This window comes from Bittarella massiliensis (ex Durand et al. 2017), from assembly GCF_017566145.1.
Taxonomy (GTDB): Bacteria; Bacillota; Clostridia; order Oscillospirales; family Ruminococcaceae; genus Bittarella; species Bittarella massiliensis_A.
This window is the reverse complement of sequence record NZ_JABFCL010000001.1, coordinates 345,459-370,530: the sequence shown is the minus strand read 5'-3', so window position 1 is coordinate 370,530 and position 25,072 is coordinate 345,459. Positions and strand designations below refer to the sequence as shown.

Annotated in this window: 18 protein-coding genes; 5 read left to right on the top strand and 13 right to left on the bottom strand. The window is 58.7% G+C overall.

What is annotated here, in order from left to right; translation table 11 throughout:
• Positions 1-90 precede the first annotated feature (90 nt).
• The gene (locus HJY11_RS01780; protein WP_208074353.1) at positions 91-864 is read left to right on the top strand and encodes a type III pantothenate kinase; all 774 of its coding nucleotides are present in this window, start codon (positions 91-93) and stop codon (positions 862-864) included.
• 241 nt (positions 865-1,105) lie between these two features.
• Here the strand turns inward: HJY11_RS01780 and ileS are convergent, their stop codons facing one another.
• Positions 1,106-4,219, bottom strand: a complete 3,114-nt coding sequence (gene ileS, locus HJY11_RS01775) for an isoleucine--tRNA ligase (protein WP_208074352.1) — start codon at positions 4,217-4,219, stop codon at positions 1,106-1,108.
• Positions 4,220-4,678: 459 nt separating this feature from the next.
• Here ileS and HJY11_RS01770 point away from each other — a divergent pair, with 459 nt between their 5' ends.
• From HJY11_RS01770 to HJY11_RS01760, 3 genes are all read left to right on the top strand, one after another.
• Positions 4,679-5,305 carry a dihydrofolate reductase family protein gene (locus HJY11_RS01770; RefSeq protein ID WP_368041521.1) on the top strand — a complete coding sequence of 209 codons (627 nt, stop codon included), beginning with the start codon at positions 4,679-4,681 and terminating at the stop codon, positions 5,303-5,305.
• Positions 5,306-5,391: 86 nt separating this feature from the next.
• On the top strand, positions 5,392-6,504 hold the full coding sequence (locus HJY11_RS01765; protein ID WP_208074350.1) for a nucleoside 2-deoxyribosyltransferase: 1,113 nt from the start codon (positions 5,392-5,394) through the stop codon (positions 6,502-6,504).
• Positions 6,505-6,510: 6 nt separating this feature from the next.
• Positions 6,511-6,996, top strand: a complete 486-nt coding sequence (locus tag HJY11_RS01760) for a pyridoxamine 5'-phosphate oxidase family protein (RefSeq protein ID WP_208074349.1) — start codon at positions 6,511-6,513, stop codon at positions 6,994-6,996.
• 415 nt (positions 6,997-7,411) lie between these two features.
• Here HJY11_RS01760 and HJY11_RS15575 read toward each other — a convergent pair whose 3' ends face one another.
• From HJY11_RS15575 to HJY11_RS01705, 12 genes are all read right to left on the bottom strand, one after another.
• Complete coding sequence (locus HJY11_RS15575) at positions 7,412-7,873, bottom strand: hypothetical protein (protein ID WP_368041520.1); 462 nt, start codon at positions 7,871-7,873, stop codon at positions 7,412-7,414.
• Positions 7,854-8,168, bottom strand: a complete 315-nt coding sequence (locus tag HJY11_RS15570; protein WP_368041519.1) for a metallophosphoesterase family protein — start codon at positions 8,166-8,168, stop codon at positions 7,854-7,856. Before HJY11_RS15570 ends, HJY11_RS15575 begins: the two co-directional genes overlap by 20 nt.
• Before the next feature lie 131 nt (positions 8,169-8,299).
• Positions 8,300-8,500: a hypothetical protein gene (locus tag HJY11_RS01750; RefSeq protein WP_208074348.1), complete on the bottom strand. Its 201-nt coding sequence runs from the start codon at positions 8,498-8,500 to the stop codon at positions 8,300-8,302.
• 399 nt (positions 8,501-8,899) lie between these two features.
• Positions 8,900-9,235, bottom strand: a complete 336-nt coding sequence (locus tag HJY11_RS15565; protein ID WP_368041518.1) for a recombinase family protein — start codon at positions 9,233-9,235, stop codon at positions 8,900-8,902.
• A gap of 401 nt (positions 9,236-9,636) precedes the next feature.
• A complete protein-coding gene (locus tag HJY11_RS01740) occupies positions 9,637-9,801 on the bottom strand; it encodes a hypothetical protein (RefSeq protein ID WP_208074346.1) in 165 nt (54 codons plus the stop codon).
• Positions 9,802-9,832: 31 nt separating this feature from the next.
• Positions 9,833-10,501 carry a helix-turn-helix domain-containing protein gene (locus tag HJY11_RS01735; protein WP_208074345.1) on the bottom strand — a complete coding sequence of 223 codons (669 nt, stop codon included), beginning with the start codon at positions 10,499-10,501 and terminating at the stop codon, positions 9,833-9,835.
• Positions 10,502-10,799: 298 nt separating this feature from the next.
• Positions 10,800-12,122 (bottom strand): ABC transporter substrate-binding protein, encoded by a 1,323-nt coding sequence (locus tag HJY11_RS01730; protein ID WP_208074344.1) that lies wholly within the window; start codon positions 12,120-12,122, stop codon positions 10,800-10,802.
• The gene (locus HJY11_RS01725) at positions 12,119-15,022 is read right to left on the bottom strand and encodes a PAS domain-containing hybrid sensor histidine kinase/response regulator (RefSeq protein WP_208074343.1); all 2,904 of its coding nucleotides are present in this window, start codon (positions 15,020-15,022) and stop codon (positions 12,119-12,121) included. Before HJY11_RS01725 ends, HJY11_RS01730 begins: the two co-directional genes overlap by 4 nt.
• Positions 15,019-17,235: a sensor domain-containing diguanylate cyclase gene (locus tag HJY11_RS01720; protein WP_208074342.1), complete on the bottom strand. Its 2,217-nt coding sequence runs from the start codon at positions 17,233-17,235 to the stop codon at positions 15,019-15,021. Before HJY11_RS01720 ends, HJY11_RS01725 begins: the two co-directional genes overlap by 4 nt.
• 130 nt (positions 17,236-17,365) lie before the next feature.
• On the bottom strand, positions 17,366-21,274 hold the full coding sequence (locus tag HJY11_RS01715) for a response regulator (RefSeq protein ID WP_208074341.1): 3,909 nt from the start codon (positions 21,272-21,274) through the stop codon (positions 17,366-17,368).
• A 2-nt stretch (positions 21,275-21,276) separates the two neighbouring features.
• The gene (locus HJY11_RS01710) at positions 21,277-21,642 is read right to left on the bottom strand and encodes an Hpt domain-containing protein (protein WP_208074340.1); all 366 of its coding nucleotides are present in this window, start codon (positions 21,640-21,642) and stop codon (positions 21,277-21,279) included.
• Positions 21,643-21,644: 2 nt separating this feature from the next.
• Positions 21,645-23,342: a putative bifunctional diguanylate cyclase/phosphodiesterase gene (locus tag HJY11_RS01705; protein ID WP_368041517.1), complete on the bottom strand. Its 1,698-nt coding sequence runs from the start codon at positions 23,340-23,342 to the stop codon at positions 21,645-21,647.
• A gap of 264 nt (positions 23,343-23,606) precedes the next feature.
• On the opposite strand from HJY11_RS01705, the gene HJY11_RS01700 reads away from it, so the two are divergent.
• Positions 23,607-25,061: a GntR family transcriptional regulator gene (locus HJY11_RS01700; protein WP_208074339.1), complete on the top strand. Its 1,455-nt coding sequence runs from the start codon at positions 23,607-23,609 to the stop codon at positions 25,059-25,061.
• The last annotated feature ends 11 nt before the right edge of the window (positions 25,062-25,072 follow it).

The window sequence follows — 25,072 nt, the reverse complement described above, 5'->3', positions numbered from 1 at the left end:
TCCAGTCCCCCCTTTTTTTCTTGACGGGGGGGCGGTTTTGCCGTATACTAAAGGGGCTTTCAACACCGAAACAGCAGGGGGATTTGACGTATGCTCTTGGTCGTGGACATCGGCAACACCAACATGGAATTTGGCATCTTCGAGGGGGAGACATTGGCGCACACCTTCCGCCTCTCCACCAACAAGGCCGTCACCTCCGACGAGCTGGGCCTCTTTGTGACCCAGTTTTTCTTTCTGCGGGGGCTCGACCGGCACCGAGTGGAGGACATCGTCATCAGCTCGGTGGTCCCCCAGCTCAACTACACCGTCATCAACTCCATCAAAAAATACTTCGACAAGCCCCCCCTGCTGGTGGGGGAGAACCTGCCGGTGGAGATCGACAACCGCTACGGCAACCCCGGTGAGGTGGGGGCCGATCGGCTGGTGACGGCGGTGGCGGCCTACCACAAGTACGGCGGCCCCCTCATTGTGGTGGATTTCGGCACCGCCACCACCTTTGACGTGGTCACTGCCGACGGGGCCTACCTGGGGGGGGCCATCTTTCCCGGGCTCAAGGTCTCGATGGACGCCCTGGTGGAGCGGGCGGCCAAGCTGCCCCGGGTGGAGATCGTCCCCCCCGAGCAGGCCATCGGCACCTCCACCGTCGCCAGCATGCAGAGCGGCATTATCTACGGCTATGCCGGCGCGGTGGACAACATCGTAAAAAAGCTGGAGGAGCAGCTGGGGCAGAAGGCCCGGGTGGTGGCCACCGGCGGGCTGGCCAAAACGGTGAGCCGGGCCTACCGGGGATTCACCGCCATCGACAAAACGCTGATCCTCGACGGCATCAAGGTCCTCTACGACCGCCGGAAGGCGGGGGCGTAGAGCGCTTCTCTTACTACATGAAAAAGGCGCTGCGGCAACTCGTCCGCAGCGCCTTTTTTGGTTGGTGTCGATGCCCGGCCGGGGGCCGCGGTGTGGGCAAGGGGGTGTCTGCCCGAAAAGGGCCCCGGACTTTGCGGCGCGCTCCCCCTGTTGCCCCCTCGCTTCCCCCAAAAGGCGCAAAAGAGGGGCGCTGCCCGCGGGCAGCGCCCCTCTCGGAGGCAAAACGGGTGGGGGAAGGGGACTAGACCCGTTTCACGCCCAGTTCCACCGCCTCGCCGTTGATGTCCCAGGACTTGGCGTACCCCTCCGGCGCGCCGCAGGCAAAGCCGTCGGCCAGCACGTCGGAGGCGATCTCCTCCCAGTTTTTGCGGGCGATGGCGGCCAGCTTCTCGCTGCCGCTCAAGGTGACGGTGATGTGGTCCATCACGTTGAAGTCGGCCTCTTTGCGCATGGTCTGCAGCTTGCTCACCAGCTCTCTGACATACCCCTCCTCGACGAGTGCGGGGGTGAGGGCGGTGTCGATGGCCACGGTGATGCCGCCGTCCTGCACGGTGTAAAAGCCCTCGGTCTGCTTGGTCTCAATGAGCAGGTCGTCGGCGGTGAGGGCGATCTCCCCGTCGGCCAGGGCCAGCTTCAGTTCGCCGGTGGCGTCCAGCTGGGCCTTGGCGGCAGAGCCGTCCAGCCCGGCCAGGGCGGTGCGGATTTCGCCCAGCTTCTTGCCGTATTTGGGGCCCAGGGTCTTGAGCTGGGGCTTGAAGGTGTAGGAGGTGAAGCGGCTGGCATCCTCCACAAAGGTGACGGCCTTCAAGTTGAGCTCCTCCTCCACGATCTGGCGGTAGTACTCCTCCAGGGCGGCCGGGGCCTGCACGAACATGTTTTGCAGGGGCTGCCGGTTTTTGATGGCGGCGCCGTTGCGGGCCGAGCGGCCCAGCACCACGATCTGCAGCACCAGGTCCATGTTGCGCTCCAACTCGCCGTCGATGAGGGACTCATCCACCGCCGGGAAGTCGCAGAGGTGGATGCTCTCGGGGGCCGAGCGGTCCACGGTGCGCACCAGGTTTTGATAGATCTCCTCGGCGATGAAGGGAACCATGGGGGCGGCGGCCTTGCAGCAGTTCACCAGGGCGGTGTAGAGGGTCATGTAGGCGTTTACCTTGTCCTGCCCCATCCCCACGGCCCAGAACCGCTCTCTGCTGCGGCGGACGTACCAGTTGCTCATGTCGTCCACGAACTCCTGCAGGGCGCGGGCGGCCTCGGGGATGCGGTAGTTTTGCAGGCTCTCGTCCACGGTGCGGATCATGGTGTTGAGTTTGGAGAGCAGCCAGCGGTCCATCACCGACAGCTTCTCGGGCTCCAGCCGGTGCTGGGTGGGGTCAAACTGGTCGATGTCGGCGTAGAGGACGAAGAAGGCGTAGGTGTTCCAGAGGGTGCCCATGAACTTGCGCTGCCCCTCCCGCACGGCCTTGCCGTGAAAGCGGTTGGGCAGCCAGGGGGCGGAGTTCGAGTAGAAGTACCAGCGGATGGCGTCGGCCCCGTAGGTCTCCAGCGCGTCGAAGGGGTCCACTGCGTTGCCCTTGGACTTGGACATCTTCTGGCCGTTTTCGTCCTGCACGTGGCCCAGGACGATGACGTTTTTGTAGGGGGCTTTGTTGAACACCAGGGTGGAGATGGCCAGCAGGGAGTAAAACCACCCGCGGGTCTGATCCACCGCCTCGGAGATGAAGTCGGCGGGGAACTGCTGCTCGAACAGCTCCTTGTTCTCAAAGGGGTAGTGGTGCTGGGCAAAGGGCATGGAGCCGGAGTCAAACCAGCAGTCGATGACCTCGGGCACCCGCTTCATCTGCTTACCGCAGTGGGGGCAGGTGATGGTGACCGCGTCGATGTAGGGGCGGTGCAGCTCGATGTCCTCCGGGCAGTTGGGGGAGAGTTCCCGCAACTCCGCAATGCTGCCGACGGCGTGCCGGTGGCCGCATTCGCACTCCCAGATGTTGAGGGGGGTGCCCCAGTAGCGGTTGCGGCTGATGCCCCAGTCCTGCACGTTTTCCAACCAGTCGCCGAAGCGGCCCTTGCCGATGGACTCGGGAATCCAGTTGATGGTATTGTTGTTGCGAATCAAGTCGTCCTTGACGTCGGTCATCTTGATGAACCAGGAGTCGCGGGCGTAGTAGATGAGGGGGGTGTCGCAGCGCCAGCAGTGGGGGTAGCTGTGCTCAAAGGTGGGGGCGGAGAAGAGGAGGCCCCGCTCCTCCAGATTCTTGAGGACCTCCTTGTCGGCGTCCTTGCAGAACATCCCCGGCCAGAGGGTCTCTTTGGTCATCTCGCCCTTGCCGTCCACCAGCTGGACAAAGGGCAGGCCGTATTTGCGGCCCACGTTGGCGTCGTCCTCGCCGAAGGCGGGGGCGATGTGGACGATGCCGGTGCCGTCGGTGAGGGTGACGTAGCCGTCACAGGTGACGTACCAGCATTTCTCCTTGGGCTGCACAAAGGCAAAGAGGGGCTCGTACTCCTTGTACTCCAGTTCCCGGCCGGTGAAGTGCTCCAGCACGGTGTAGCCCTGCTCGCCCAGCACGCTCTCGCAGAGGGCGGCGGCCAGGTAGTAGCGCTCCCCCCCGCTCTCCACCTTGACGTAGTCCTCGTCGGGGTGGACGCAGAGGGCCACGTTGGAGGGGAGGGTCCAGGGGGTGGTGGTCCAGGCCAGGATGTAGGCGTCCTCCCCCTTGGCCTTGAACTTGGCGATGGCCGAGCGCTCCTTCACGTCCTTATAGCCCTGGGCCACCTCGTGGGAGGAGAGGGGGGTGCCGCAGCGGGGGCAGTAGGGGACGATCTTGAAGCCCTTGTAGAGCAGCCCCTTCTCCCAAATCTGCTTGAGGGCCCACCACTCGGACTCGATGAAGTTGTTGTCGTAGGTGACATAGGGGTGTTCCATGTCGGCCCAGAAACCGACGGTGGCGGAGAAGTCCTCCCACATCCCCTTGTACTTCCAGACGCTCTCCTTGCAGCGCTTGAGGAAGGGCTCGAGGCCGTACTCCTCGATCTGCTCCTTGCCGTCCAGCCCCAGCTCCTTTTCCACCTCCAGCTCCACCGGCAGGCCGTGGGTGTCCCAGCCGGCCTTGCGGGGGACCATGTAGCCCTTCATGGTGCGGTAGCGGGGGATCATGTCCTTGATGACCCGGGTCAGCACGTGGCCGATGTGGGGCTTGCCGTTGGCGGTGGGGGGGCCGTCGTAGAAGGTGTAGGTCTCGCCCTCCTTGCGGCTGTCGATGCTCTTTTCAAAGATGTGTTCTCTCTCCCAGAACTGCTCGACCTCCTTTTCCCGATCCACAAAGTTGAGATCTGTGGGCACCTTGTTGTACATCTTTTTAAAACCTCCAATGCTTTCTTTCGTGCGCTGCGAAAGGTGAGTCTATGAAAACGCGCAAACCGACAAAAAAGCCCCCGCCCTGCAAAACAGGACGAAGGCCGAATGCGCTTCGCTGTACCACCTATTGCAACATACCAACATATGCGTTCCCGATAACGGCGGAAAACCGGCGAGGCCTACTCGGTCGCCCTTTCAGCTTGCAACTCTAGAGGGATGTTCCGAGAGAAACGACTGGCACCGGGCTCCCACTCCCCCCGGCTCGCTGTGGCGTTTGTTTCAACCGTACTGTCTCTATCATCGTCTTTGGCTATTTCCCCTACATTGTAATACAGCAGAGCAAAAACGTCAAACCCCTTTTGTGAAAAAAGGGGAAAAAGGTGGCGGTTTTTTGGCTGGATGGCTAAAATAAATAAAAAAGGACTTTGCGGGGGGAGAGAGAGGGAGGAAAACAGCGTGAAAAGACGGGTTGTATTGTACATCGGCATGAGTTTGGACGGCTATATTGCCGATTGGACCGGCGGCGTGGGCTGGATGGAGGGGGACGGGTCACAGCCCGGGAGCGAGGGCAGCTACCCCGAATTTTACAGGGGGGTGGGTGCGGTGGTGATGGGGGGCCGCACCTACCGCCAGATCGTGGAGGAGCTCTCCCCCGGGCGTTGGCCCTACCCGGGGAAGGACTGCTTTGTGCTCACCCGCCGGCCGCCGGCAAAGCGGGGGGAGGCGACCTTTGTCGACGAGCCCCCAGCGCGGCTGATCCAGCGGCTGCGGCGGCAGGGGGAGGGGGACATCTGGGTCTGCGGTGGGGCGGAGGTGGCCCGCCAGCTGGTGGCAGCGGACTGCGTCGACCGCTACCACCTCTCGGTACTGCCGGTTTTGCTGGGGGAGGGGTGTTCCCTCTTTGAGGGGCTGGGGGTCGAGCGCCGGCTGCGGCTGGTGTCGACGGGGCGGTATAACGGGATTGCCGACCTGGTCTATGAGCGGCGGGGAGGCAAATCCTTTATAGGGGATGACAAAAAACGGGGCTTCATTTCGTCACTCTGTCGAAAAAACCGTTTTGATATTGGCGGGGCCGTCAATTGACAGGGGGACAGCCGGGCTGTTACTCTGGGACTGGACGACGAGACGGCCCGCCGCAGCGGGCGAACAAAGACAAGGGAGGTATTTTTATGAGAAAACCCCGCCTGTACATCACCGGCCCCCAGTGCTTTTACCCCGGGGGCGAGCACCAACTGCTCACCATGAAATACCTGGCCGAGGAATACGGCTTTGAGGTCACCAATATCAGGGAGAAGATGGGCTTTGACGACTGCGACCCGGCCACCGGCAAGCAGCCCCTGCGCAAGCTCACCCCCGACTACCTGGACGACTGCGACATCGTGGTGGGGGACGTGAGCTTCTTTCGCGGCGGCGAGCCGGAGAGCGGCACCATCTTTGAGTTGGGGGTCGGCTTTGCCCGGGGCAAAAAGCTGTACAGCTTCACCCGGGACCGGCGGGATGTGATCCACCGCTACCCGGTGGGCCAGCTCTGCCCCGACGGGAAGATCCTCGACGAACACGGGATGGGCTATGCCACCGCCCACACCGCCGGCAACCTGATGTACATGGTCCCCTCCAAGATCGTGGAGGGCGATTTTGAAGCCTGCCTCAAGACCATTGTCATGGACTTGATCGAGGAGGCCAAGGACCGCGGCCAGCGCATCGTCCCCCGGCAGGACCTGCGCGCCCAGTCCACCTGGCCCCTGGGGGAGCTGCCCCGGGCCTACCTGGCCGGGTTTGAGTGCTTCCTCCTAAACGCCAGGGAGGTGGGCGACCGGATGAAGGCCTTTGCCCTGGACCACGGGGTGGAGGGCATCTTTCCCCCCGACGAGGCTCCCGGCCTCAAGGAGCCCGAGGACATGAGCGACGTCTACACCCGCTCGGCCTTTTACTTTGACCGCGACCAGCTGCACATCCGCAACAGCAACATGGTCATCGCCAACCTCAACCCCTACCACGGCCACGAGCCCGACAGCGGCACCGTCTTTGAGAGCGGGATGAGCTTTGGCCTGGGCTACCGCTGCTACTGCTTCCTCTCGGACGGGCGGGACCTCATTGAGAAGGTGCCCTGCAACCGGGGGGAGGACGGCATCTACCGGGACATCGAGGGCTACCGGGTGGAAAACTGCGGCCAGCCCCTGGCCTCCATCATCGCCTCCAACATGACGGTGGTGGTGGGCGGCTTTAAAGAAGCCATCCTGAAGGTGGAAGAGGACACCGAGCGGCTGAAGAGGGGGGAGTAGAGCGCGGTGGCCCGAGAGATGCGCCGGAAGCGGCAGGCTCTTTCCAGAGCGGCCTGCGAGGCCGTTTTGCACCGGGGGACCTCCGGGGTGCTGGCGGTGGCGGGGGAGGACGGCTACCCCTACGCCGTGCCCTTGAGCTATGTCTTTGACGGGGAGCGCATCCTCTTTCACTGCGCCCCAGTCGGGCAGAAACTGGACGCCATTGCCAGGGAGGAGCGGGTGTCCTTCTGCGTGATCGACCAGGACCGGGTGGTGCCCCAGGAGTACACCACCTACTTTCGCAGCGCCATCGCCTTTGGCAGGGCGCGGGTGCTGTGCGATGCGGGGGAGAAGCGGGCCGCTCTGGAGCGGCTGGCGGCCAAGTACTCCCCCCAGCAGCCGGAAGGCCGCCGGCAGGAGATCGAGAGGCTCTTTGACCAGGTCTGTGTGGTGGAACTGCGCATCGAGCGCTTGAGCGGGAAGGAAGCCATCGAACTGGTGGAAGGGCGCTAGGGGAAACTGGACGGAAGAGAGCGCCCGCTCTTTAAAGCAAATAGGCCCGCGGTGGGCGACCTGCTCACCGCGGGCCTGTTTTGCCGCAAGTCAAAAGGCGGCTGCCACAGGGACTGCCGGCAGGGCGGCAAAAGGCCCCAACGCGAAAGCTGCGGTGGGGCCTTTTGATGGGTTGGCGCTGTAAAAAGATACCTGGCTAGAAGTGTGGGAAAAATAGTTTCAATATAGAAAAACCTGCGGTGCGCGACTTGCGCGCCGCAGGTTTGGAACTACTGGCCGGACTTGAGCCGGCGACTGCTGGTTGTAGTTAAGGGCGACTATTTTCATGCCCTGTATAGGATTTTTTATATAAAGTTTGGTTTACTATATTATATCATAACCCTTGCTTTGAGGCCAAAGAAACTTTTCTCTTTATTTATTCCGGCGGTTCCACCTGGATGATCTGCTCGTAGAGTAGGATGTATTTTCGCTCAATGGCCCTGTTTTCGTGGTAATGCCCGAAAAACCAGTATTGGAACTGGCAGCTGTCTTTCAGCGTTTCAAAGTAGTTGGTTAGCCTGTCATGCTGGTACATCCCGCTCCCGATGATGTCTACCACACTGGAGGGGCAGCAGTGGGATATAATAAAGTCCGCCTGTCTGCCGCAGGTGTCCAAGTTCCGTTCCGCCTCCCGATACTCCTCCTCGCTGGGCAGTTCCTCCGCCCACCAAGATTTTCGGTTGATCCGGTAGAGTGCCCGGCGGGCATCCAGCTGCTTTTTGCGGCTTCGGAAATCAGGCGCCTTGGGGTCGAGGATGCCGTCTGTGATGTCATGGGAGGATGCTCCGCCCATGGTGAATACCCGCTTTCCGCCCAGGTCAAAAACCTGACCCCGCATCAGGTGAATCACCGAGGGACGGAGAAACTGCCCCTTTCCTCCGCGCCACTGTTCGACCGCATAAGGTCGACAGTAAATCATAATTCTCATGGTTGCCGGACACAAATAGGGTGGTAAAGGGCTTGTTTTCCAGCCAGTCCAGCCAGTAGTGTTCCTTTCGGGTTCCGTCCCAAAGACCGCCGAAGTCTCCGCAGATGATGACGAAATCCTCCTTATTCATGCGCTTTTGCTCCGGGAAATTTTCACTGCTGAACCGGGTAAAGTCGCCGTGGGTATCGCCGGTTATGAAGATCATGCAACCACCTCGCCTGTAACCATTATACCACAAGCGCGAAGCGCGCAGTGGTATTGGCCATGGGGCAGGGAGCAAGCGCAGCTTGCGCATCTGCCTGGCCATCCCCAGGTATAATAGCCGTCTTGCGGCTATTATACCACATAGTAATACCGGATGAGCAACATATAGTTTTCTGCATTGGCATAGACCTTCTCGGCGTGCTGAATGAGGGTTTCCAGTCCCGTTTTCTTTGCCCTGAGGTCGTGTTGCTCCTGCTCATACTGCGCCGCCATGCTTTGGCGCCGCCCCTCGCCGATTCGGCCCAGGGCGCTGTCCTCATAGAGTTTGTTCAAAATTTTGTCCAGTTCTGGGGGGGCTCCGTTTTCTTCAACTCCCGGCTGTACTGATCTGTCTCCCGCTTCTGCTTCGCGGCCTTGGCCTCGGTCAGCGCCGCCAGATATTCCTCTGTGTGGTAAGCGGCAAAGCGGGCACTGCGGCGGATATCCCCCAGCACCAACCGGCAGAGGGGCTGCCAGCCGACGGCGTGGGAGGTGCAGCGCTCCTTGCTGTAGTTCTTTTAGACCCGGCAGGCGAAACCGGCAAACTTGCCCTTGCAATTGTCGTAACCCACGTTCCGGGAGGGAGCACACCCGGCACATTTTACCAGCCCGGCGCACATCCTAATCTCACCCCGCTTGGTTTCCTGACGCTTGCTTGCCATCGGCCTCTGCGCTGTATCCCACAGCTCCCGGCTAATGATGGACTGATGGTGGTGTTGGTGATGGGCATGGTGATGGTGTCTGTGCCGTCCAGGGTGTCGATGCTTCCACCCACGGCGATAAAGCGCACCTCTTTTTCTCCAAAGTGGTGCTCAATATAAGGCCCATCTGCGCGTACTCCCGGTAAAACTGAAAGAGGTGTTTTACCACGACCAGATTGATCTTCCCGTCTTCGGTGTCCTCTATCATCTGTTTAAACTGGGGGCGCTCAAAGTTGGTGCCGCTCCAGCCGTCGTCACAATAGATTTTTTCAACGGCAAACCCGTTGCCCTTGCAGTATTGGGTCGGCAAAGGTTTTCTGCGTTTCAATGCTGCCGCTGGTGCCCACCTGTCCGGCGTCCTAGCTCAGGCAGCAATAGAGTTGCCTCGCTTCATAGTCATCCTTTGCGCCTTTCCCGAAGCGTCCCTGTGACAGCACCGTCATACCCGGTCTCGCCCGGAATAGACATACCGCTATTCAACAAAGATCCGCTCGCAATTTCGACCTCGCCAGCGGCTTCAAAGGAGTTTTGGATCAGCCCGCCCAGATGCTCCTGCGCCGTCTTGTGTCCGTCAAAAAAGCTGAACACAACGTACTAGATGCCGCGAATAACAGTGACGCTCATCTGCGGGCAGGTGGTTTCCACAAAGATCTCGCCTTCTGATTTGTAGCTGTCAGGCGGCTGATTCATCGTTGTCCTCCTCTCCGCGGTAAAGCTCAGTCGTGTTTTTCAGCCCTGTACCCAGTGGCGTGTAGTCCCTGCTCTTGTTGACCGGCCGCCCCGCAGCTTCTTGGTATCCACACAGGGAGTTTCCAACATGGAGACCAACATCAGATGAACCTGCGCGATCTCCACCGCGGTTTTATAGGACAGCTTGGCTAGATGCTGTTCCATGTCTCTAATCTCGCTGCGCTCAGCTCTGTATTTAAAATTGGGACAGATCGCCTGTGAATTCTTTCAGCAGGTCACGGCTGAGACACTCTGAGATGGCGGAATCGATGAACTCGGAGCGGTTGGGAAAGCCAAGCCTTACGGCCTTTCTTATGCCGGAGACGCACTGCTTTCTCAGCTGTTCCAGGCAGTCGTCGGATGCGCCGATCGCCTGGCTGGCGAAGAGGTGGACGGACAGTTCCAGTTCCGCGCACATTCGGAGCGGTTGTTCGCGGATGCGGGACTCCAGCCGTTCCAGCTCGCTCTCCAGGAAGGCAAAGGTGGTTTCACTCATGTGTTTTTCGCTGCTTTCAGCCTCCAAAAAGCCGGCATAGAAGTCCGCCGATTGGCGGATAAATTCGCTTCTGCTGTCGTGATTGTGCAGAGGGTAGGGGGCGTTGATCTCCCGCACCTGGCTGGACTTCATCAAAATACCGATTTGTTCTTTTTTATCCTGTGTCGAAGAAAAACCGGCACTGTTTTGGAAAAAGCCACACAGGGCCGCACAGATGGAACAGGCCTTTGAAATGGTCCGTCTGCTGGGGCAGCACCCGTTTTGCTTGTTGTGGCAGTACACCAAGTAGCAGTAGACGGCAAACGGAATGGGGGAGAGCTTGTACGCAAAAATTTTCTTTGGCAGCATGACAAAGGGGTCCCATTTCATTGACATTTCCTCCTTGACAAAATAAAAAGACCTACATACCGAAAGTCAAGCAAAACACAAATGGCGGTATGCTGTCTGCCGTACCGCGAGGTTTTGCTTAACCTTTGATATGTAAGTCTACAATATCAGATATGACAATAAGTTTGTATTCAGTTGTCAGCTTGGGCAATATGGCGAGGAATGTTTTTCCTTGTACTTATCGCAATAGATAACGGCTACCGCTGTCAAGGGGAAGAGAATATATTTCTGCCTCCGTGGACATACTGATTATTTTGGGGATAAAACAGTCGGGCATCCCTCACGATCCGCTCGACGCATTGGCGGCAATATCCTGCTGCTGTTTCTCATCCAGCATCCGGCAGGCGTCGTCCACTGAAATCTCCCCGGTGACCACCAACCGGGAGATGTCCCGGACGTGCTCCCACAGATTCAGCTTTAGGTTCATGTCCGTGTTGGGAATCTGCCCCGGCGTCTGGATGAGCTCGTCGAACTCCTTCTCCGTCTCCAGATATTTGGCGGGGTCGTTGACCTTGCCCGCAGATACCTTTCCCGTATCGGTGCACCACACCAGCGCTTCCTCAGAGCCCGCCATCTCCACAAAGGCAGTGGCAACATCCAGATGTTTTGACGCGGGATTGATACATAGCTTCTTGCTCGTTCCCACCACCGAGATGTATCCATCTTCCAGCAGGGGCCAGCCGGTCATTTTTACCGCAAAGCCGGTGGCCTCGGGATCATTGTACAGTACTGTGCACCCAGCGGAGCAGACACAGGCGGCTTTCCCGCCTTGAAAAAGAGCCGCTTCCTCCTCGGACTTGGGCTTGATTTCTCCTGTTTTCGGCCCCACATACCCTCGCTCTCGCATGAGGGCGATAAACTCGAAGCCTTTCCGGGCGTAGGTGCTGATGGGGGTGGTCCCGTCCGTCAGGTCGGCCAGCAGCCGGTCCTTGTCCGGGCTCCCATACACCGCATTGAGACTCAGGCACATGGCCGGTACGCTCAGCCCGTAGTCCATATTGCCGGCATAGGGTGTGATGCCCTTGTCTACCAGCGCATCCCAGACCGCTATCAACTCCTGATAGTTCTCCGGCACCTCCAGGCCGTGTTCGGCCAGCAGGTCCACATTCCAGTAGAGCCCGAAGCCCGTATAGACGAGGGGCAGGCAGTAGACCTTCCCGTCGATGGTGGAAAGCTGCCGGGCGGTCTCAGACAGATTGCCCACGAAGTCAAAATCCGACAGGTCCAGGATATAGCCCTTTCTGGCAAACTCAATCATATCCTCCGCCTGGACGATGTACATATCGTCCGGCTGGTCGCTCTCGATCCGATTGCGCAGAATCGTGCGGCTGTCCTGGCCCGCCGCCGCGTAGTATTCCCCTTCTTCGTTATAGTGGATGACGGCGGGGATGCCGGTCTCTTTCTGAAAATTGTCACTCCAGTACTTGGCCGGGTTGGAATCGGAAAAATTTCCGCCGCCAGAATACAGCCGGATGATGGTGGCCTGCTCCGGCTTGTCCACCAGCTCCACGGTCTTTTCCTTGCTGCAGCCCACCAGCGACAGGGTCAAAACGCCGGCCAGCAGCCCGCAAAAATACCGTTTCAGGATATGTTTGTTCATCATTTTTTCTCTCCTCCCAGATATTTCGCCAGGGCATCCATCAATTGCTGGATGTCAATGGGTTTTGCCAGATGGCCGTTCATCCCGGCCTCGCGGGATTTTTCTTGATCGTCGGTAAAGGCGTTGGCTGTCATGGCCAGGATAGGCAGCGTCAGTGCGTCGGGCCTGCCGGAACTCCGAATGGCCCGCGTGGCCTCGTAGCCGTTCATCACCGGCATCTGGATATCCATGAGCACCAGTTCGTAATAGCCTGCCGGCTTACCCATGTACTGCTCCAATGCCTTTTTCCCATCAGCCGCAGTTTCGATCTCCGCCCCGGTAGCATCTAGGATGTTCACGGCAATCTCCAGATTGAGCTCGTTGTCCTCCACCAGCAGGATGTGCCTGCCCTTGAGGTCGGAGACGCTTGCGGCGGCAAGCGTGCCCGGATCCGCCTCGCCGCCTTCCACCAGCTGTTTGAGTTTGTGGTACAGCTTGGAGCGGAAGAGAGGTTTAGGCAGGAAATCCGTGACGCCGGCCTGCCGGGCCTCCTCCTCGATGTGCTCATACTGATAGGCGGTCAAAATAATGATGGGCACATCAGGCCCCACTCGTCTACGGATCTGCCGAGCGGTCTCCACGCCGTCCATCTCCGGCATCTTCCAGTCCAGGATGACGGCAAAGTAATCCGATCCGCACTCATGGGCCTCCGCGCACCGCTGGACCGCTTCCTCTCCCGAGAGAACCCAGTCGCCGGCCATGCCGATCTCCTCCAGCAGCCCGGCGGTGCTGACACAGCAAATCTCATCATCGTCCACCACCAGGACGGGAAGGCGGGGCAGCGTTTCCTCCAGTTCCGTATCCTCGAGGTGCAGATTTACAATGACGGCAATGGCGGTGCCTTCCCCGGGCTCACTGCTGACCCTGATGACGCCGCCCATCATATCGAGGATGCTCTTGACGATAGACATGCCAAGACCGGTGCCCTGGATGTCGCGGGTGGCCTCGCTGCGGTCCCGCTCAAAGGGGACGAAGAGCTTTTTCAGAAACTCCTCGCTCATGCCGATCCCATTGTCCCGACAGGTGAATTCATAGCAGCCGTAGCCCTTGACCGCGCAGGGCCGCTCGGTGAGACGGATCTGGATTTTCCCACCCTGGGGTGTATATTTGACGGCGTTGCTGATAATGTTCATGAACACCTGCTGGAGCTTGACTTGGTCGGCCAGCACCGCCTCATGCCGGATATTGTCGATCTGTACCGAGAGCTCCTGCTCCTTGCGTTCCATGGCGGCGTGGTTCATCTGGATCAGGTTGTGGGTAAAATCCGCCAAGTTGAACGTATCCTCGTCCAGGGATGCTTTGCCGCTCTCGATCTTGCTCATATCCAGTACCTCACCCAGCAGGTTCATCAGATAGGCCGAGGCGTCGGAAATCTTCTTCAGGCAGTCCTTCACCCGCACCTCGTCGCCGGCGTGAGCGGCGGCAATGGCGGTCATGCCGATGATGCCATTCATGGGGGTGCGGATGTCGTGACTCATATTGGACAAAAATTCGCTTTTTGCCCGGTTGGCGTTTTCCGCGTTGCGCATGGCGATTCCAAGCGCCTGTGCGGATTCTTTTTCGCGGGTCACATCGGTCATGGCCACGACATATTTTCCGTTCCCGCTGAGGGAAACCTCAGTCTTGATCCAGCGCATCTTTCCCTCGGAAGCAACTGAGATCTCCCGCTTGTAATTCTCCGTGAGGGCGCCTGCGCTAAAGCGCATCCGGCGCTCGTCATCGGCGGGGATGCCCAGCCAATCAAAGGCATTGCTCACATCCTGCAGAACCCGATCCCTATCCATACCGAAAATCCGCCCCATGTTTTCCGAGGCGTATTCCACTTGTTTTCCGACCGGATCATAGACCATAAAGGCGTGCTCCACTGTAGAAGTGATGCTTTCAAAAAGGTCGTACCGTCTTTTGCGCTCCGACTCTTTTCTGCCCCTCATCACGATAACGAAGATTAGCCCCCAAGCCAAAAGAAGGCCGAGCACCACCAGCGCAAGCGTGAAGAGGATCGTGTTGTGGATGGCGTGCGACTCTGCCATCAGGTCGTTTTCACCGATGATGGTAACTAAATACCAGTTGTCGTTGGCCGCCACAGGGGTGAAGCAGAGGTAGCTCGAGGTTCTGTTGTAATTGACCGGGACGGTACCCGTCCCCCCCTCCGCGATGGCCTGCTTGAGCATTTCCACCAGTTCACGATCATTGTCGGATTCCCTCAGGTTATCAAAGAGGTTGTTTGCTGCAATGGGCAGGCCGTCCGGCTGGATCGTCTTAAGTTCAAAGTCGCCGGTGGACGCCTCCACCAGAAAGCCCCGGCCCGCCCCCTCGAAAAAGGAGAACTCGCTGTCGCTGTAGTAGCCCTCCACGCCGCGCTCCGCGAAAACGGCGCCAATCACCTCTGTATCCTGCAAAACAGGGAGGCTGAACGCGATGCTCTTCCTGCCGGTAAAGTTGTAATAGCAGTTGGAAATGCTCGGCTCGCCTTTTGCAAGTGCGGTATCGTCGTTTCCAAGGTCCCTCAGGCTGGTTTGCTCCCCATCGCAGTTGAAGCCGGTCCCGTCCGGGCCGAGAAAGCTGATCCGGGTAAAGCCGCTGCTCCGGCAAAAGACCTCTAGATTTGCCACATTGAGTTCCACTCCGGATTTCAGGAAGTTTTCCAATGCCCTGCAATCGTTTCCCAATTTGGTGTTCACGCTGTTCTCGATCACATAGGTCGCGCTGATCAGGTTTTTCGACGCCGAGTTTTCCATCTTATTGCCGATATTGGAAATCAGTGGGATGCTGATCCCAAACACGATGAGCAGCAGCAGGACAGGGATTGCGATGAGCAGTTCCTTTTTCCTATGGGCCATACGATTCTTCACCTCGCCGCTCATACTGTTTTTTCCCCTCGGCATCCCGGCGCCTTCTTGTATTCCGTGACGTCAAAGCAGCTGAGCAGATAGGCGTCGATGTCGCCCCATTTCATGGGCGCCGCCTTGACCTTGGTCCACACGCCGTATTGTGGATTGTAAATTTCACCCGCCCCGCCGGTAAGCGGACAGGTCTCGCAGGGCGCGCTCCGCCCGAAAAAGGCACCGTAACAGGTCATGCCGGTCTCCGCTTTGGGGTCCAGCAACCGCACCTTCCGGTTGATATACAGAAGCTCATAGCTGTTCCGGCCGATGGCGTAGATGTAGGCATCTTGGGCATCCAGAATGGTGCTGAGCCGGTCCGCTAGCTGCCGGTCGTGGTCGCCGATCCGCTTTCTCTGCAGGAAGGTGGCCAGCATTTGGGAGATCACCGACAGGGTCCCGACCTCCTCCTTGGTCCACATCCTGACCCCGGTGCATTCGTCAAACCCGATGAAGCCGCTGAGCACCGCCCCATAATACATGGCGCTCTGCAAGGTGGAGCAGATTTTCTGCGCCCCGAAAAATTCCGTCAGCGCCGGGTGCAGCGATTTGATGTTCCGGCAATAGAAGATCGGACTCTCCTTGAAGAACTCCCGATAGTCGAGGGGATCCACGAGAGAGCAGTGCTGCAGGTTCTCTTTTTCCGGGGCGACCCCCTCGCCGCACCACTCGTATGTGTTGCTGGTATGCAGCCCGTCTTCGCTGTTCTCGAAGATGTAGGCCCGGCTCACGTCGAACCGCTTGCCCACAATCTCCAGGATCAGCCCAATGGCCTGGTCCAGGTCACAGGAACTGTAAAGGGTTTGGAACACATAGTCCGTCAGCTCCCCGGCAGCCCCCAACCCGCGCTGGTCGGAGTCGATATCCGCGCCCAGGGCGGTATGGTCAGCCACGCCGACGGGCGACTCACTCTGAGGGCCAAAAAAGGCGTACTGATTTCTGCCCCGGCTTTTGGCTTGATAGAGAGCCAGGTCGGCACTGTGGTAGAGGGAGGGGAAGTCCGCGCCGTCCTGGGGATGGATTGCTATGCCAATGCTGCAGGTGACCTCCACCGGCCGCTTCTCCCTGCGGAACAGGCTGCGGAACATCTCCAGCAGTCCCTCCGCTTTTTTCTTGGCGACAGCTACAGTGGGAAAGTCCTTGAGGAAGATCGCGAACTCGTCCCCGCCGATCCGCCCCACCACATCGCTTTGGCGGGTCAGCTTCTTCATTTCCGCGCCCAATTCAGTCAGCACCGCGTCCCCTAAAAGGTGGCCCAGCCCGTCGTTGATGGCCTTGAAATTGTCGATGTCGATGACAAAGAGGGCGCACAGCCCATTCGGCTGCCCTGCCAAGTGCCGCCGGATGCGCGCTTCGGTCTCGGCCCGGTTATACAGGCCGGTCAGCGCGTCCAGTTCCGCTCGCTTTTTCAGGTCGTCTAGCTTCCGCTTTTCCTCGTCGATGTCGGTGATGACCCCCACGGCTTTGAGGGGGGACCCGAATTCGTCGTATTGGTCGGTGGCTCGAAAGCGACACCAGAGGTAGCGGCCCTTCTTGTTTTGCACCCGGGCCTCCACGGTGGAAAAAGCGCTCCCGTTTTTCGCGGCCGTCATGGCTTCTCTCAGCGCGGGGATGTCGTCCGGGTGGATGTTCTGGTACACTGTATCCGGCCGGGACAGCCCGTGGTAAGTGGGCAGATAGCCGAACTTTTTCTCCCAATTGGAGGAGTAGCTCATGGTGTCGCCCGCAAAGTCCCAGACAAACAGGATGTCGGTTGCCTGGTCCATGATGATCTGGTGGAGCTCCAGGGACAGGCGCTGTTCCTCCCGGATGTTGCGCTGTTCGGTAATGTCCGTCAAAACACAGAAGATGCGCTCCTCGCCGTTTTCATTGTAAATCAGCTGCGCGTTGTCCATGACCCACTTGTAGCTGCCGTCTTTACAGCGCACCCGGTACTGGAATGTGGCTTTCTCACCGCACCCCAGCTGCTGTGCCGCCTCGGCCAGTAACTGTGGGCGGTCCGCCGGGTGAAGCATTTCAATATATCGGTCCGCAAACCGCTCCATGATCTCCTGCCTGGAATAACCGAACAGGTCGAGAAAGCCCTGGTTGACCTCCACCAAGGTGAACGCCTCGTCGTTGAGACACTGCTGCACCCCGCCGGGAATGTTGTTCAGCAGCGTCTGATACTCCTGGCCGTGTGGATGATTTTGCAAACTGGTTCACCCGCCTTTCCATGCCGCCGGCTTTCCCAGCGGCACATTTTCATGGATGGAAGTCTTCCCGGAGGGCGTGATGCCGGCAGCCCGGGAGGGGCGACCTGTGCGGCGGGATCCATCTTCACGGCTACTTTTCTTCTCTCTGCTTTGTTTTCCCAATCTGCTCCGCCAGCGCCTGGCAGAGCTGCTCCACATTCAGCGGCTTGCTGACATGGGCGTTCATGCCGGCCGCCAGGGCGGCGGAGATATCGTCTGAAAAGGCGTTGGCGGTGACGGCGATGATCGGGATGCGCATGGCATCTGGATGGCTCGACGTGCGGATTTGCTGGGCTGCCTGGTGGCCGTTCATCACCGGCATCTGCACATCCATCAGGATGGCGTCGTACTCGCCGGACTTTGAGGCAAGGAAGGTGTCCAGCGCCTTCTGGCCGTCGTCCACACAAAGCACCCTCGCGCCCTGATCCTCCAGCAGCATCCGAGCCACCTCCTGGTTGATCTCGTTGTCCTCCGCCACCAGCAGACTTTTCCCCTCCAGAACCTTCTTCGCATCCTCCGGAACGGGGGCGGCAGAATCGCTTTTTTTCAGTACGGTGCTCTGCACGGCGCTGTAGACCGAGGAGCGGTACAGAGGCTTGGGCAGAAAGCCATTGACCCCGGCTGCCCGGGCCTCGTCCTCGATTTCCGAAATGTCGTAGGCGGAGATCAGCACAATGGGAATGTCCTCGCCGATCTCCCGGCGGATGCGGCGGGTCAGTTCCACACCGTCCATGTCCGGCATCTTCCAGTCGATGAAGCACAGGTCAAACGGCGTTCCCGCCCGGCGAAGCGCCGAAAGCCTCTCGAGGGCATGGTTGCCGGAGAGTCGCCACTCGGCCTGGATTTTGATTTTCTCCAGCAGGCTGGCCGTCTGCTCGCAGACCTGCTGCTCGTCATCCACAATGAGCGCGGACAGCCCCAGGTTGGCAAAGTCCGGTTCCTGGATGTTTTCGTCGCTTTTTTGGAAGGGCAGGTCCACGGTGAAGGTACTGCCCTTGCCCAACTCGCTCTCCACCTGGATGATGCCGCCCAGCAGCGCCACCAGATTGCCGGTGATGGACATGCCCAGTCCGGTGCCTCCGAAGCGCCCGGCAATGGAGGCATCGGCCTGCTCAAAGGGCTGGAAGATCCGCCCGATGGCCTCCTCGGTCATGCCGATGCCGGTATCGGAGAGAGCGAAGCGGAGGATGTCCGTTTTGTTTTTGGAGGCCAGGTGGGAGACCGTCAGATGGACTTTCCCGCCCGGCGGTGTGAACTTCACTGCGTTGGAACTGAGGTTCAGCAAAATTTGGTTGAGCCGCAGGGAATCGCCCACAAAGGTTGTGTGCTCCCCGAAGCCCTCCATGGTTTCCGAAAACTCGATCTGCTTGGCCTTTGCCTGGGCGAATACTGTGGAGACGTACCCGTTGACCACCTCAAAGATGTCAAAGGGCTCGTTTTGCAACACCATTTTGTTGCTGTCGATCTTGCTCATATCCAGCACATCATTGATGATCATCAACAGGTGCTTGGCGGAAAAAACGGCCTTGGTCAAGCAGTCCTCCACCCGCACAGGCTCGTCGATGTGGGCCCCGGCGATGGCCATCATGCCGATGATGGCGTTTAAGGGCGTGCGAATCTCATGGCTCATCCGGGAGAGAAAATCGCTCTTGGCCCGGTTGGCCTGCTGGGCGCTCAAGAGGGCGTCCTCCAGCGTCCGCACCGAGTCGGTGATGTCGGTGCAGACCAGACCGACCCGTCCCAACTGCAGGTCAAGGGAGAACATCGTCATGTTCTTGGTGCGAACACCACCGTTTTCATCCGACAAGGAGTAGGTTATCGTATAGGAATCCTCATCTTTTAACCGCTGTAGGACCATGTCCGCTCTCAGCGCTTCGGCATACCGCGCCCTGTCTTTTTCCAGCACGATATTCTCCGCCATATAGGCGACCCGCTCGGAATAGCAGCCCGCAGCCTCCGGCACCAGATATGCATTTTGGTTGCTGTTGAGCATTTTGAAAGTATCCGCCAAAAGATTGGCGTCGAGAATATAATCGTGGGTGGTGACCGAAAGCTTTTGCAGAATCCGATCGGTCATGGTTTTATCCGTAACATCCGTTACCGTTAATACGCCAATCACGTCATCGGTTCCCGGCGCCGCAATCATGTTTACCTTGATCTGTATGTAGCGGCCAGCGCTCTGTCCCGGCAGCTTCACAAAGCAGATCTGAACCTTCTCCGTCTCGTCTCTCTCAAAGGCGGCCAGCGCAGGGGCCCTCAGATAGGTGTCGAGAAATGTCTGCCGCTCTTTTTCATCCACAATGAAGCCGGCCAACCGGGTGAAGAAGCCCTCCCTGTCTTTGCCCAGCGCCTCAAAGCAATTGGTTCCGGTGAAATCCTTGACCTGGATTATCTGGCCCTGTGTGATATTACAGTGTCCCAGGAGCAACTCGTCCGCACCCGGGGTGTGGTAATGCTCCAAAATCAGGTCTTCATACTGGCGGTTGACACGCTCGTTTTCCTTCACCGTCTCGCTGATGTCGGTATAGACGGAGTAGAGCCTTTGGATCCCGTCCACACCTGTTTGGACAGACACATGGTCCTTCACCCAGATATAGCTGCCGTCCCCACACAAAAACCGGGCTTCGATCTCAAAGTGGTCTTCACCGCGATCCAAACACGCCTGTACCTTTGCCCAGTTGCTCTCGATGTCGTCCGGATGCACGCCGCCAAACACATTCCTGCGGTACAGCGCATAGGATTCTTCCAGTGTCATCAGGGTCATAGCCGCAAAGCCCTCGGAGATATACTCCGGGAACATGCTGCCGTCCGGCCGCGTCGCCATGACGCAGACCCCGCTGGGCAACGCTTCCAAAATGGACTGAAAGTACAGTTCCAGCCGCTCTTTTTCCCGGCGGGTCCGGACCTCATCGGTCACATCTCGGATGTATTGAATATGGGCCGGGATGCCGTTCCAGTCGGTCTCTCGAAACCGGGAGGAGTAGACCCGGCCACTGTCATCCACCCTGATCTCGTGTTCCTCTCCGTCCGCGCCGTATCTGTTCAGCGCGCAGAAATCACAGGGGGCGTCCTTCCCCTGGAGCGCCGTGTAGCAAGTTTGCCCGATGCAGGGTTTGCCGCCCGCAAACAGGCTTTTCGACTCGTTGGCGTACAGCAGTTCATAGTTCTCTTTGTCAATTACATAGATCCCATCCGCCGTTTCATTGGCGATGCTCTGAAACAGGCGGCTTTCCGCCGACATGCCGGTAAACGCAGCGTAAAAACGGGTGGAGCTGATGCACCGCCCGTTCAGGTGGATCCAGACCAGGCTGCCATCCTTGTGGCGGACCCGGTAGGACACATCCAGCACCTCTCCACTTTCTATGAAAGCCTGGCTTATTCGGACAACGCGGTTCCGGTCCGGCTCGTAGATATTATCGAAGATCCCCTGGCGGGCCCGCTCCTCATATTCCTCCCGGGTATAGCCGGTAAGGGCCGGCACGCCGTCGGACATATAGGTCAGGCTATACCGGCCTTCCTCTATCTGGTAGGTGGCGATGCCCCCGGGGATCGAGTTGACCAAGTGGTTCAGTTCCTGCTGGGTCTCCCGCACCCGCTCGTGGGCCTCGAACAGTGCCTCCTCACTTTTGCGGTGCTGTTCCGCCTCCTGCTTTTTCTCCGTGATATCCAGGATATATTCGATGTGGGCGGTTTCGCCCGCCCAGTCGATGAGCTTGCCACTGAGCTGGTAGGTGCGTCCGCTGCCCGAAGGGGAATATTCCCGGGTCACGAACCCGTCCTGGCGCATCTCCCCCATACGGCAGAAGGGGCATGGTTCCTCGAAACCCGCCATGTGGTAGCAGGTTGCGCCCGAACATTTGTCCCCCGGGAACAGTTTCTTTGCCAAGCTGTTCCGATACAGCAGGCCCTGATCCTTGATCGAGCAGACGAACACGGCCACCGGCGCGTTGTCGAGAATCTCTTTCATCTGATCCATGGAGATAACAGACTGCTCCGCCATCCTCATTCGCCCCCCTTCAGGGCATTCCAGAACGCCTCCGCTTTCATGAACTCTTTCTGCACGGCATCAAACAGGGCCGGATAATCCGCCCGCTTCTCCTTGGCGCGCAGCGGTTCCACGATGGCGCAGACCGCTTCGTACAGCGGGGTTAGCCCCAAATTGCCCGCGACGCCTTTGAGCGTGTGGGCAGCGTCGAACGCGTCGGCCTGATTGCCGGTCATGAGGGTCTCTCCCAGCTGTCGCAGTTCGACGCTGGGGAACAACTTGCCCAGCAGCCGCACATACAGCGCTTCGTTTTGCATGAACCGCTCCATGGTCCCTGTGTAGTCTGCGCCGTACTCCTCAAAACAGTTTTTCATACTTTGCATGTTCAGACCCCCACCTTTTCTTCCGAATTCAGGGCCGATAGGGCCTTTTCCATCAGAGCCTCAAATTCCCGCACCGGCATGGGCCGGGCAAAGTAATACCCCTGCACACAGTCGCAGCCGATGGCCCGCAGGTGGAGAAGCTGGGTTTCCGTCTCCACGCCCTCCGCCACGACCCCCAGCTTCATGTAGTGGGCCAGCTGCATGATAAATCGGATGATCCCTTCGTCGCCGGACATCTCGATCTCGCTCTGCAAAAACTTCATGTCCAGCTTCAGAATATCCACCGGCAGCCTGCTGAGCATATTGAGGGAGGAGTATCCGCTTCCGAAATCGTCCATCTCGATCACAAAGCCGAGGGATCGCAGGCGGCCGGCCGTTTCAATGATCTGGTCCGGCGCCTCGGCGTAGGCGCTTTCGGTGATTTCCAGGTGCAGCCGCTCCGGCTCCAGCCCATGCCGCTTGACCGTTTCCAGCAGCACATTGGTGAGGTCTGCGTGGAAGATGTCCGCCCGGGAGACGTTGACTGAGATGGGGAGGGGTGGGAGCCCTCTGCCGTTCCATTCCCGCATAAGAGCGCTAGCAGCGTCCCACACATATTGATCCAGCCTCGTGATAAAGCCGTTTTTTTCAAACAGGGGGATGAATTCGGCCGGGGACTGGAGCCCCCATTCCGGATGGTTCCACCGCACCAGCGCCTCGGCGCCGATCAAAGCACCGTCCCTGACCCGGTACTTGGGCTGCAGATAGATCTCGAACTGCTTCTGTTCCAGGGCGTTCTCCATACTCTCGGTGATTTGCTGCTGGCGCTGGAGCCGGCGGCGCAGCGTGTCGTCGTAGACGGCGTAGTGAGTTCCATACTGCCCTTTGATGCTCTCGGCCGTCAGCAGGGCACGGTCACACATCTGCTCCACCGAGGCGGGGTTCTCCCGCACCGGGTAGACACCCCATTTCACCACGATGTTCTTGATCTCGGTCAAGGCGTTGATTCGCTCCAGATCCTCTCGGAACATATCATTGGCATACTCCCGGTGATGTTCCACCAGGCAGGCGAAGCGGTCCGCGGTCAGCCGCCCGCAAACTCCTCTGTCCTGTATCCTCTTCTGCAACAGGTCCGCAAAGCCACAGAGGAGCCTGTCCGCCGCCGGGATACCGAAGGCGTCGTTGATCAACTTGAAGTTTTCGATGTTGGAGCAGACGAGGTCATAGTCTCTGTTCGGATTCTGGGCGAGGATCTCTTTGATCCGCTGGTAGAAATACTCCTTGCTGTAAAGGCCGGTCAGACGGTCGTGCTGGTAGAGGTTGATCATGGCGGCGGTCTCCCGCAATTTGATGATGCTCGCCACCCGGTACAGGATGATCTGCGGATTGTAGGGCTTGGCGACGAAATCTGTCGCTCCATGGGCAAGGGCGGCCACTTCATCCGCATCGCCATCGCTCTGAGTCGTCACGATGACGGGGATTGCGGAGAAGGTCGGGTCTTCCTTAATGACGGACAGAAAGGTGTAGCCGTCCATCACCGGCATGATGATGTCCAGCAGGATGAGGGAGACGGCTTCTCCAACCCGCTCGAGTATATCTAGCGCCGCCTGGCCGTTCTCCGCTTCCAGCACGGCATAATCCTCCGCCAGAATCTGGCACAAGATTTCCCGGTTGACCGCCTGATCCTCCACGACCAATATCGTCTTCTTTCTGTTCATCATCGTACACCTCTTTTATATACCCGCTGGTTCCAAAGCAGAGCGGGCTGCGCTACGGTTGGCTGGCAGCCAGGAGGTCAAAGGCAAGGCTTGCCGCTGAAAGGGGCGAACCGGCTCTCGGCGACAACAGTCCATATACCATTTTATAATAGTATAGCAAAGAAAATCGAAAACAACAACCGTTTGAGTGAAGTTGTAGAAATCCGGGGCAAAAAATGTTATACTTTAATGGACTGTTGGACAGCCGGCCGGAAAGGGGGGCATATTTTGGGCGCTGAAATGGAATTGCAGCAGATGATCTACGACACCCTGCTTACACAAATTCAATTTGGGACCTTCGTGTATATGGACAGTCTGCCCGCCACGGCTGAGGTGGGCGAGCATTTCCATGTGTCGGTGGATACGGTGCAGCTCGCATACCGCCGCCTGAAAAGGGAAGGGTACATCTCCCTCGCCAAGAACGTCGGGGCAAGGGTTCTTGTCTCGTTTACCGAGGAGGAGATCGAGCAACACATTCAGACCTTTTTCGCGCTCAGGAAGGACGCCCTGCTGGACCTGGACGGCTCCTTTGGGCTACTGTTTGGGCGCATCTGGTGGCTGGGGCTGAAACATGCGCCGCCGGAGACCCTTGACAAGATCGAGCGGCTCTATCAAAAGCATGCCCAACAGCCCTATGCGCTGTGGCAGTATTATGAACAAAAATATGTGTCGTTGGGCAATGCGATGCTGACTCGGCTGGCCCGGCAGTTTTTTTTGTTCTTCCAGGCTCCTTTTTTTAGCGCTGCCGAATACCGGCACACTTTGGGTGAGGGGGCGCGACGCGTACAGGAGACGTTGAAGCTGTGCCGGGAAAAGGACTGGCAGGCGCTGCAAAGCCTGCTCTGCTCTTACCAAAACGACCTGTCCGCATCGCTGCATCGGTTTTACCGAGAGCGCGTCACCCTGCCGGCTCCGGAGGAACAGGTCGCATTTTACTGGAACTCCTATAAAAAGCCGGGCCAACTCTGCTACTCCCTGGCCATGGAGTTGTTGATCGCCATCAGCCGCGGCGTCTATCCGGCGGGCAGCCTGCTGCCCACCATGGAACGGCTTTCCGAGGAAAAGGAAATCTCTATGCGCACGGTGCGCCGGGCGGTGGGCCTGCTGTGCAATATTGGAGCGGTCAAATCCGACCGGCCTTACGGTATGCGCGTTCTTCCCATTCTGGAGAGCATTCACAATTGCGACTTCACACAGCCGCCCATCCGGCAGCGGCTTTTGGATATGCTGGAAAGCCTACAAATCTTCGCGCTGTCCTGTGGAGCGGTGGCGGAGCGGGCCCTCCGTTCCCTCGACCCCGACTCCATGGGGCTATGGAGACAGCGTCTTTCCGCCATCAAGGGTATGCCGTATTACGATGTGCTGACCTATACGGTGCTGGCTCTGATCACAGATTCCATTCCCAATCGAACGGTCCACACCGTCTATTCAGAATTGCTGCAGCAGCTGTTCTGGGGAAATCCCCTGCGCGGCATGAAGGGGGACCGGGAAACCACCAACGCGCTGCTTGAGCCCTATTTGGCCGGTTTGATCTCCTGTCTGGAGAATCAGGATATTCCCGGCTTTTGCGGCAAGCTGGAGCAAATGCTGCTGTATGAATTGGGAGACAGCAGGGACCATCTCCTTCAGCTTGGGATCAAAGAGGCAAAAAACATTTTGGTGCCGGAGAGGGATGAGTGGTGACAAGGGCCGGA

Coding starts and splice junctions, on each gene's coding strand:
- HJY11_RS01735 (WP_208074345.1), bottom strand. CDS start 10,501: ATGAAATGGGACCCCTTTGTCATGCTGCCAAAGAAAATTTTTGCGTAC.
- ileS (WP_208074352.1), bottom strand. CDS start 4,219: ATGTACAACAAGGTGCCCACAGATCTCAACTTTGTGGATCGGGAAAAG.
- HJY11_RS01765 (WP_208074350.1), top strand. CDS start 5,392: ATGAGAAAACCCCGCCTGTACATCACCGGCCCCCAGTGCTTTTACCCC.
- HJY11_RS15575 (WP_368041520.1), bottom strand. CDS start 7,873: ATGCGGGGTCAGGTTTTTGACCTGGGCGGAAAGCGGGTATTCACCATG.
- HJY11_RS01780 (WP_208074353.1), top strand. CDS start 91: ATGCTCTTGGTCGTGGACATCGGCAACACCAACATGGAATTTGGCATC.
- HJY11_RS01725 (WP_208074343.1), bottom strand. CDS start 15,022: ATGAGCGGCGAGGTGAAGAATCGTATGGCCCATAGGAAAAAGGAACTG.
- HJY11_RS01715 (WP_208074341.1), bottom strand. CDS start 21,274: ATGGCGGAGCAGTCTGTTATCTCCATGGATCAGATGAAAGAGATTCTC.
- HJY11_RS01730 (WP_208074344.1), bottom strand. CDS start 12,122: ATGATGAACAAACATATCCTGAAACGGTATTTTTGCGGGCTGCTGGCC.
- HJY11_RS01710 (WP_208074340.1), bottom strand. CDS start 21,642: ATGCAAAGTATGAAAAACTGTTTTGAGGAGTACGGCGCAGACTACACA.
- HJY11_RS01705 (WP_368041517.1), bottom strand. CDS start 23,342: ATGATGAACAGAAAGAAGACGATATTGGTCGTGGAGGATCAGGCGGTC.
- HJY11_RS01740 (WP_208074346.1), bottom strand. CDS start 9,801: ATGGAACAGCATCTAGCCAAGCTGTCCTATAAAACCGCGGTGGAGATC.
- HJY11_RS15570 (WP_368041519.1), bottom strand. CDS start 8,168: ATGATCTTCATAACCGGCGATACCCACGGCGACTTTACCCGGTTCAGC.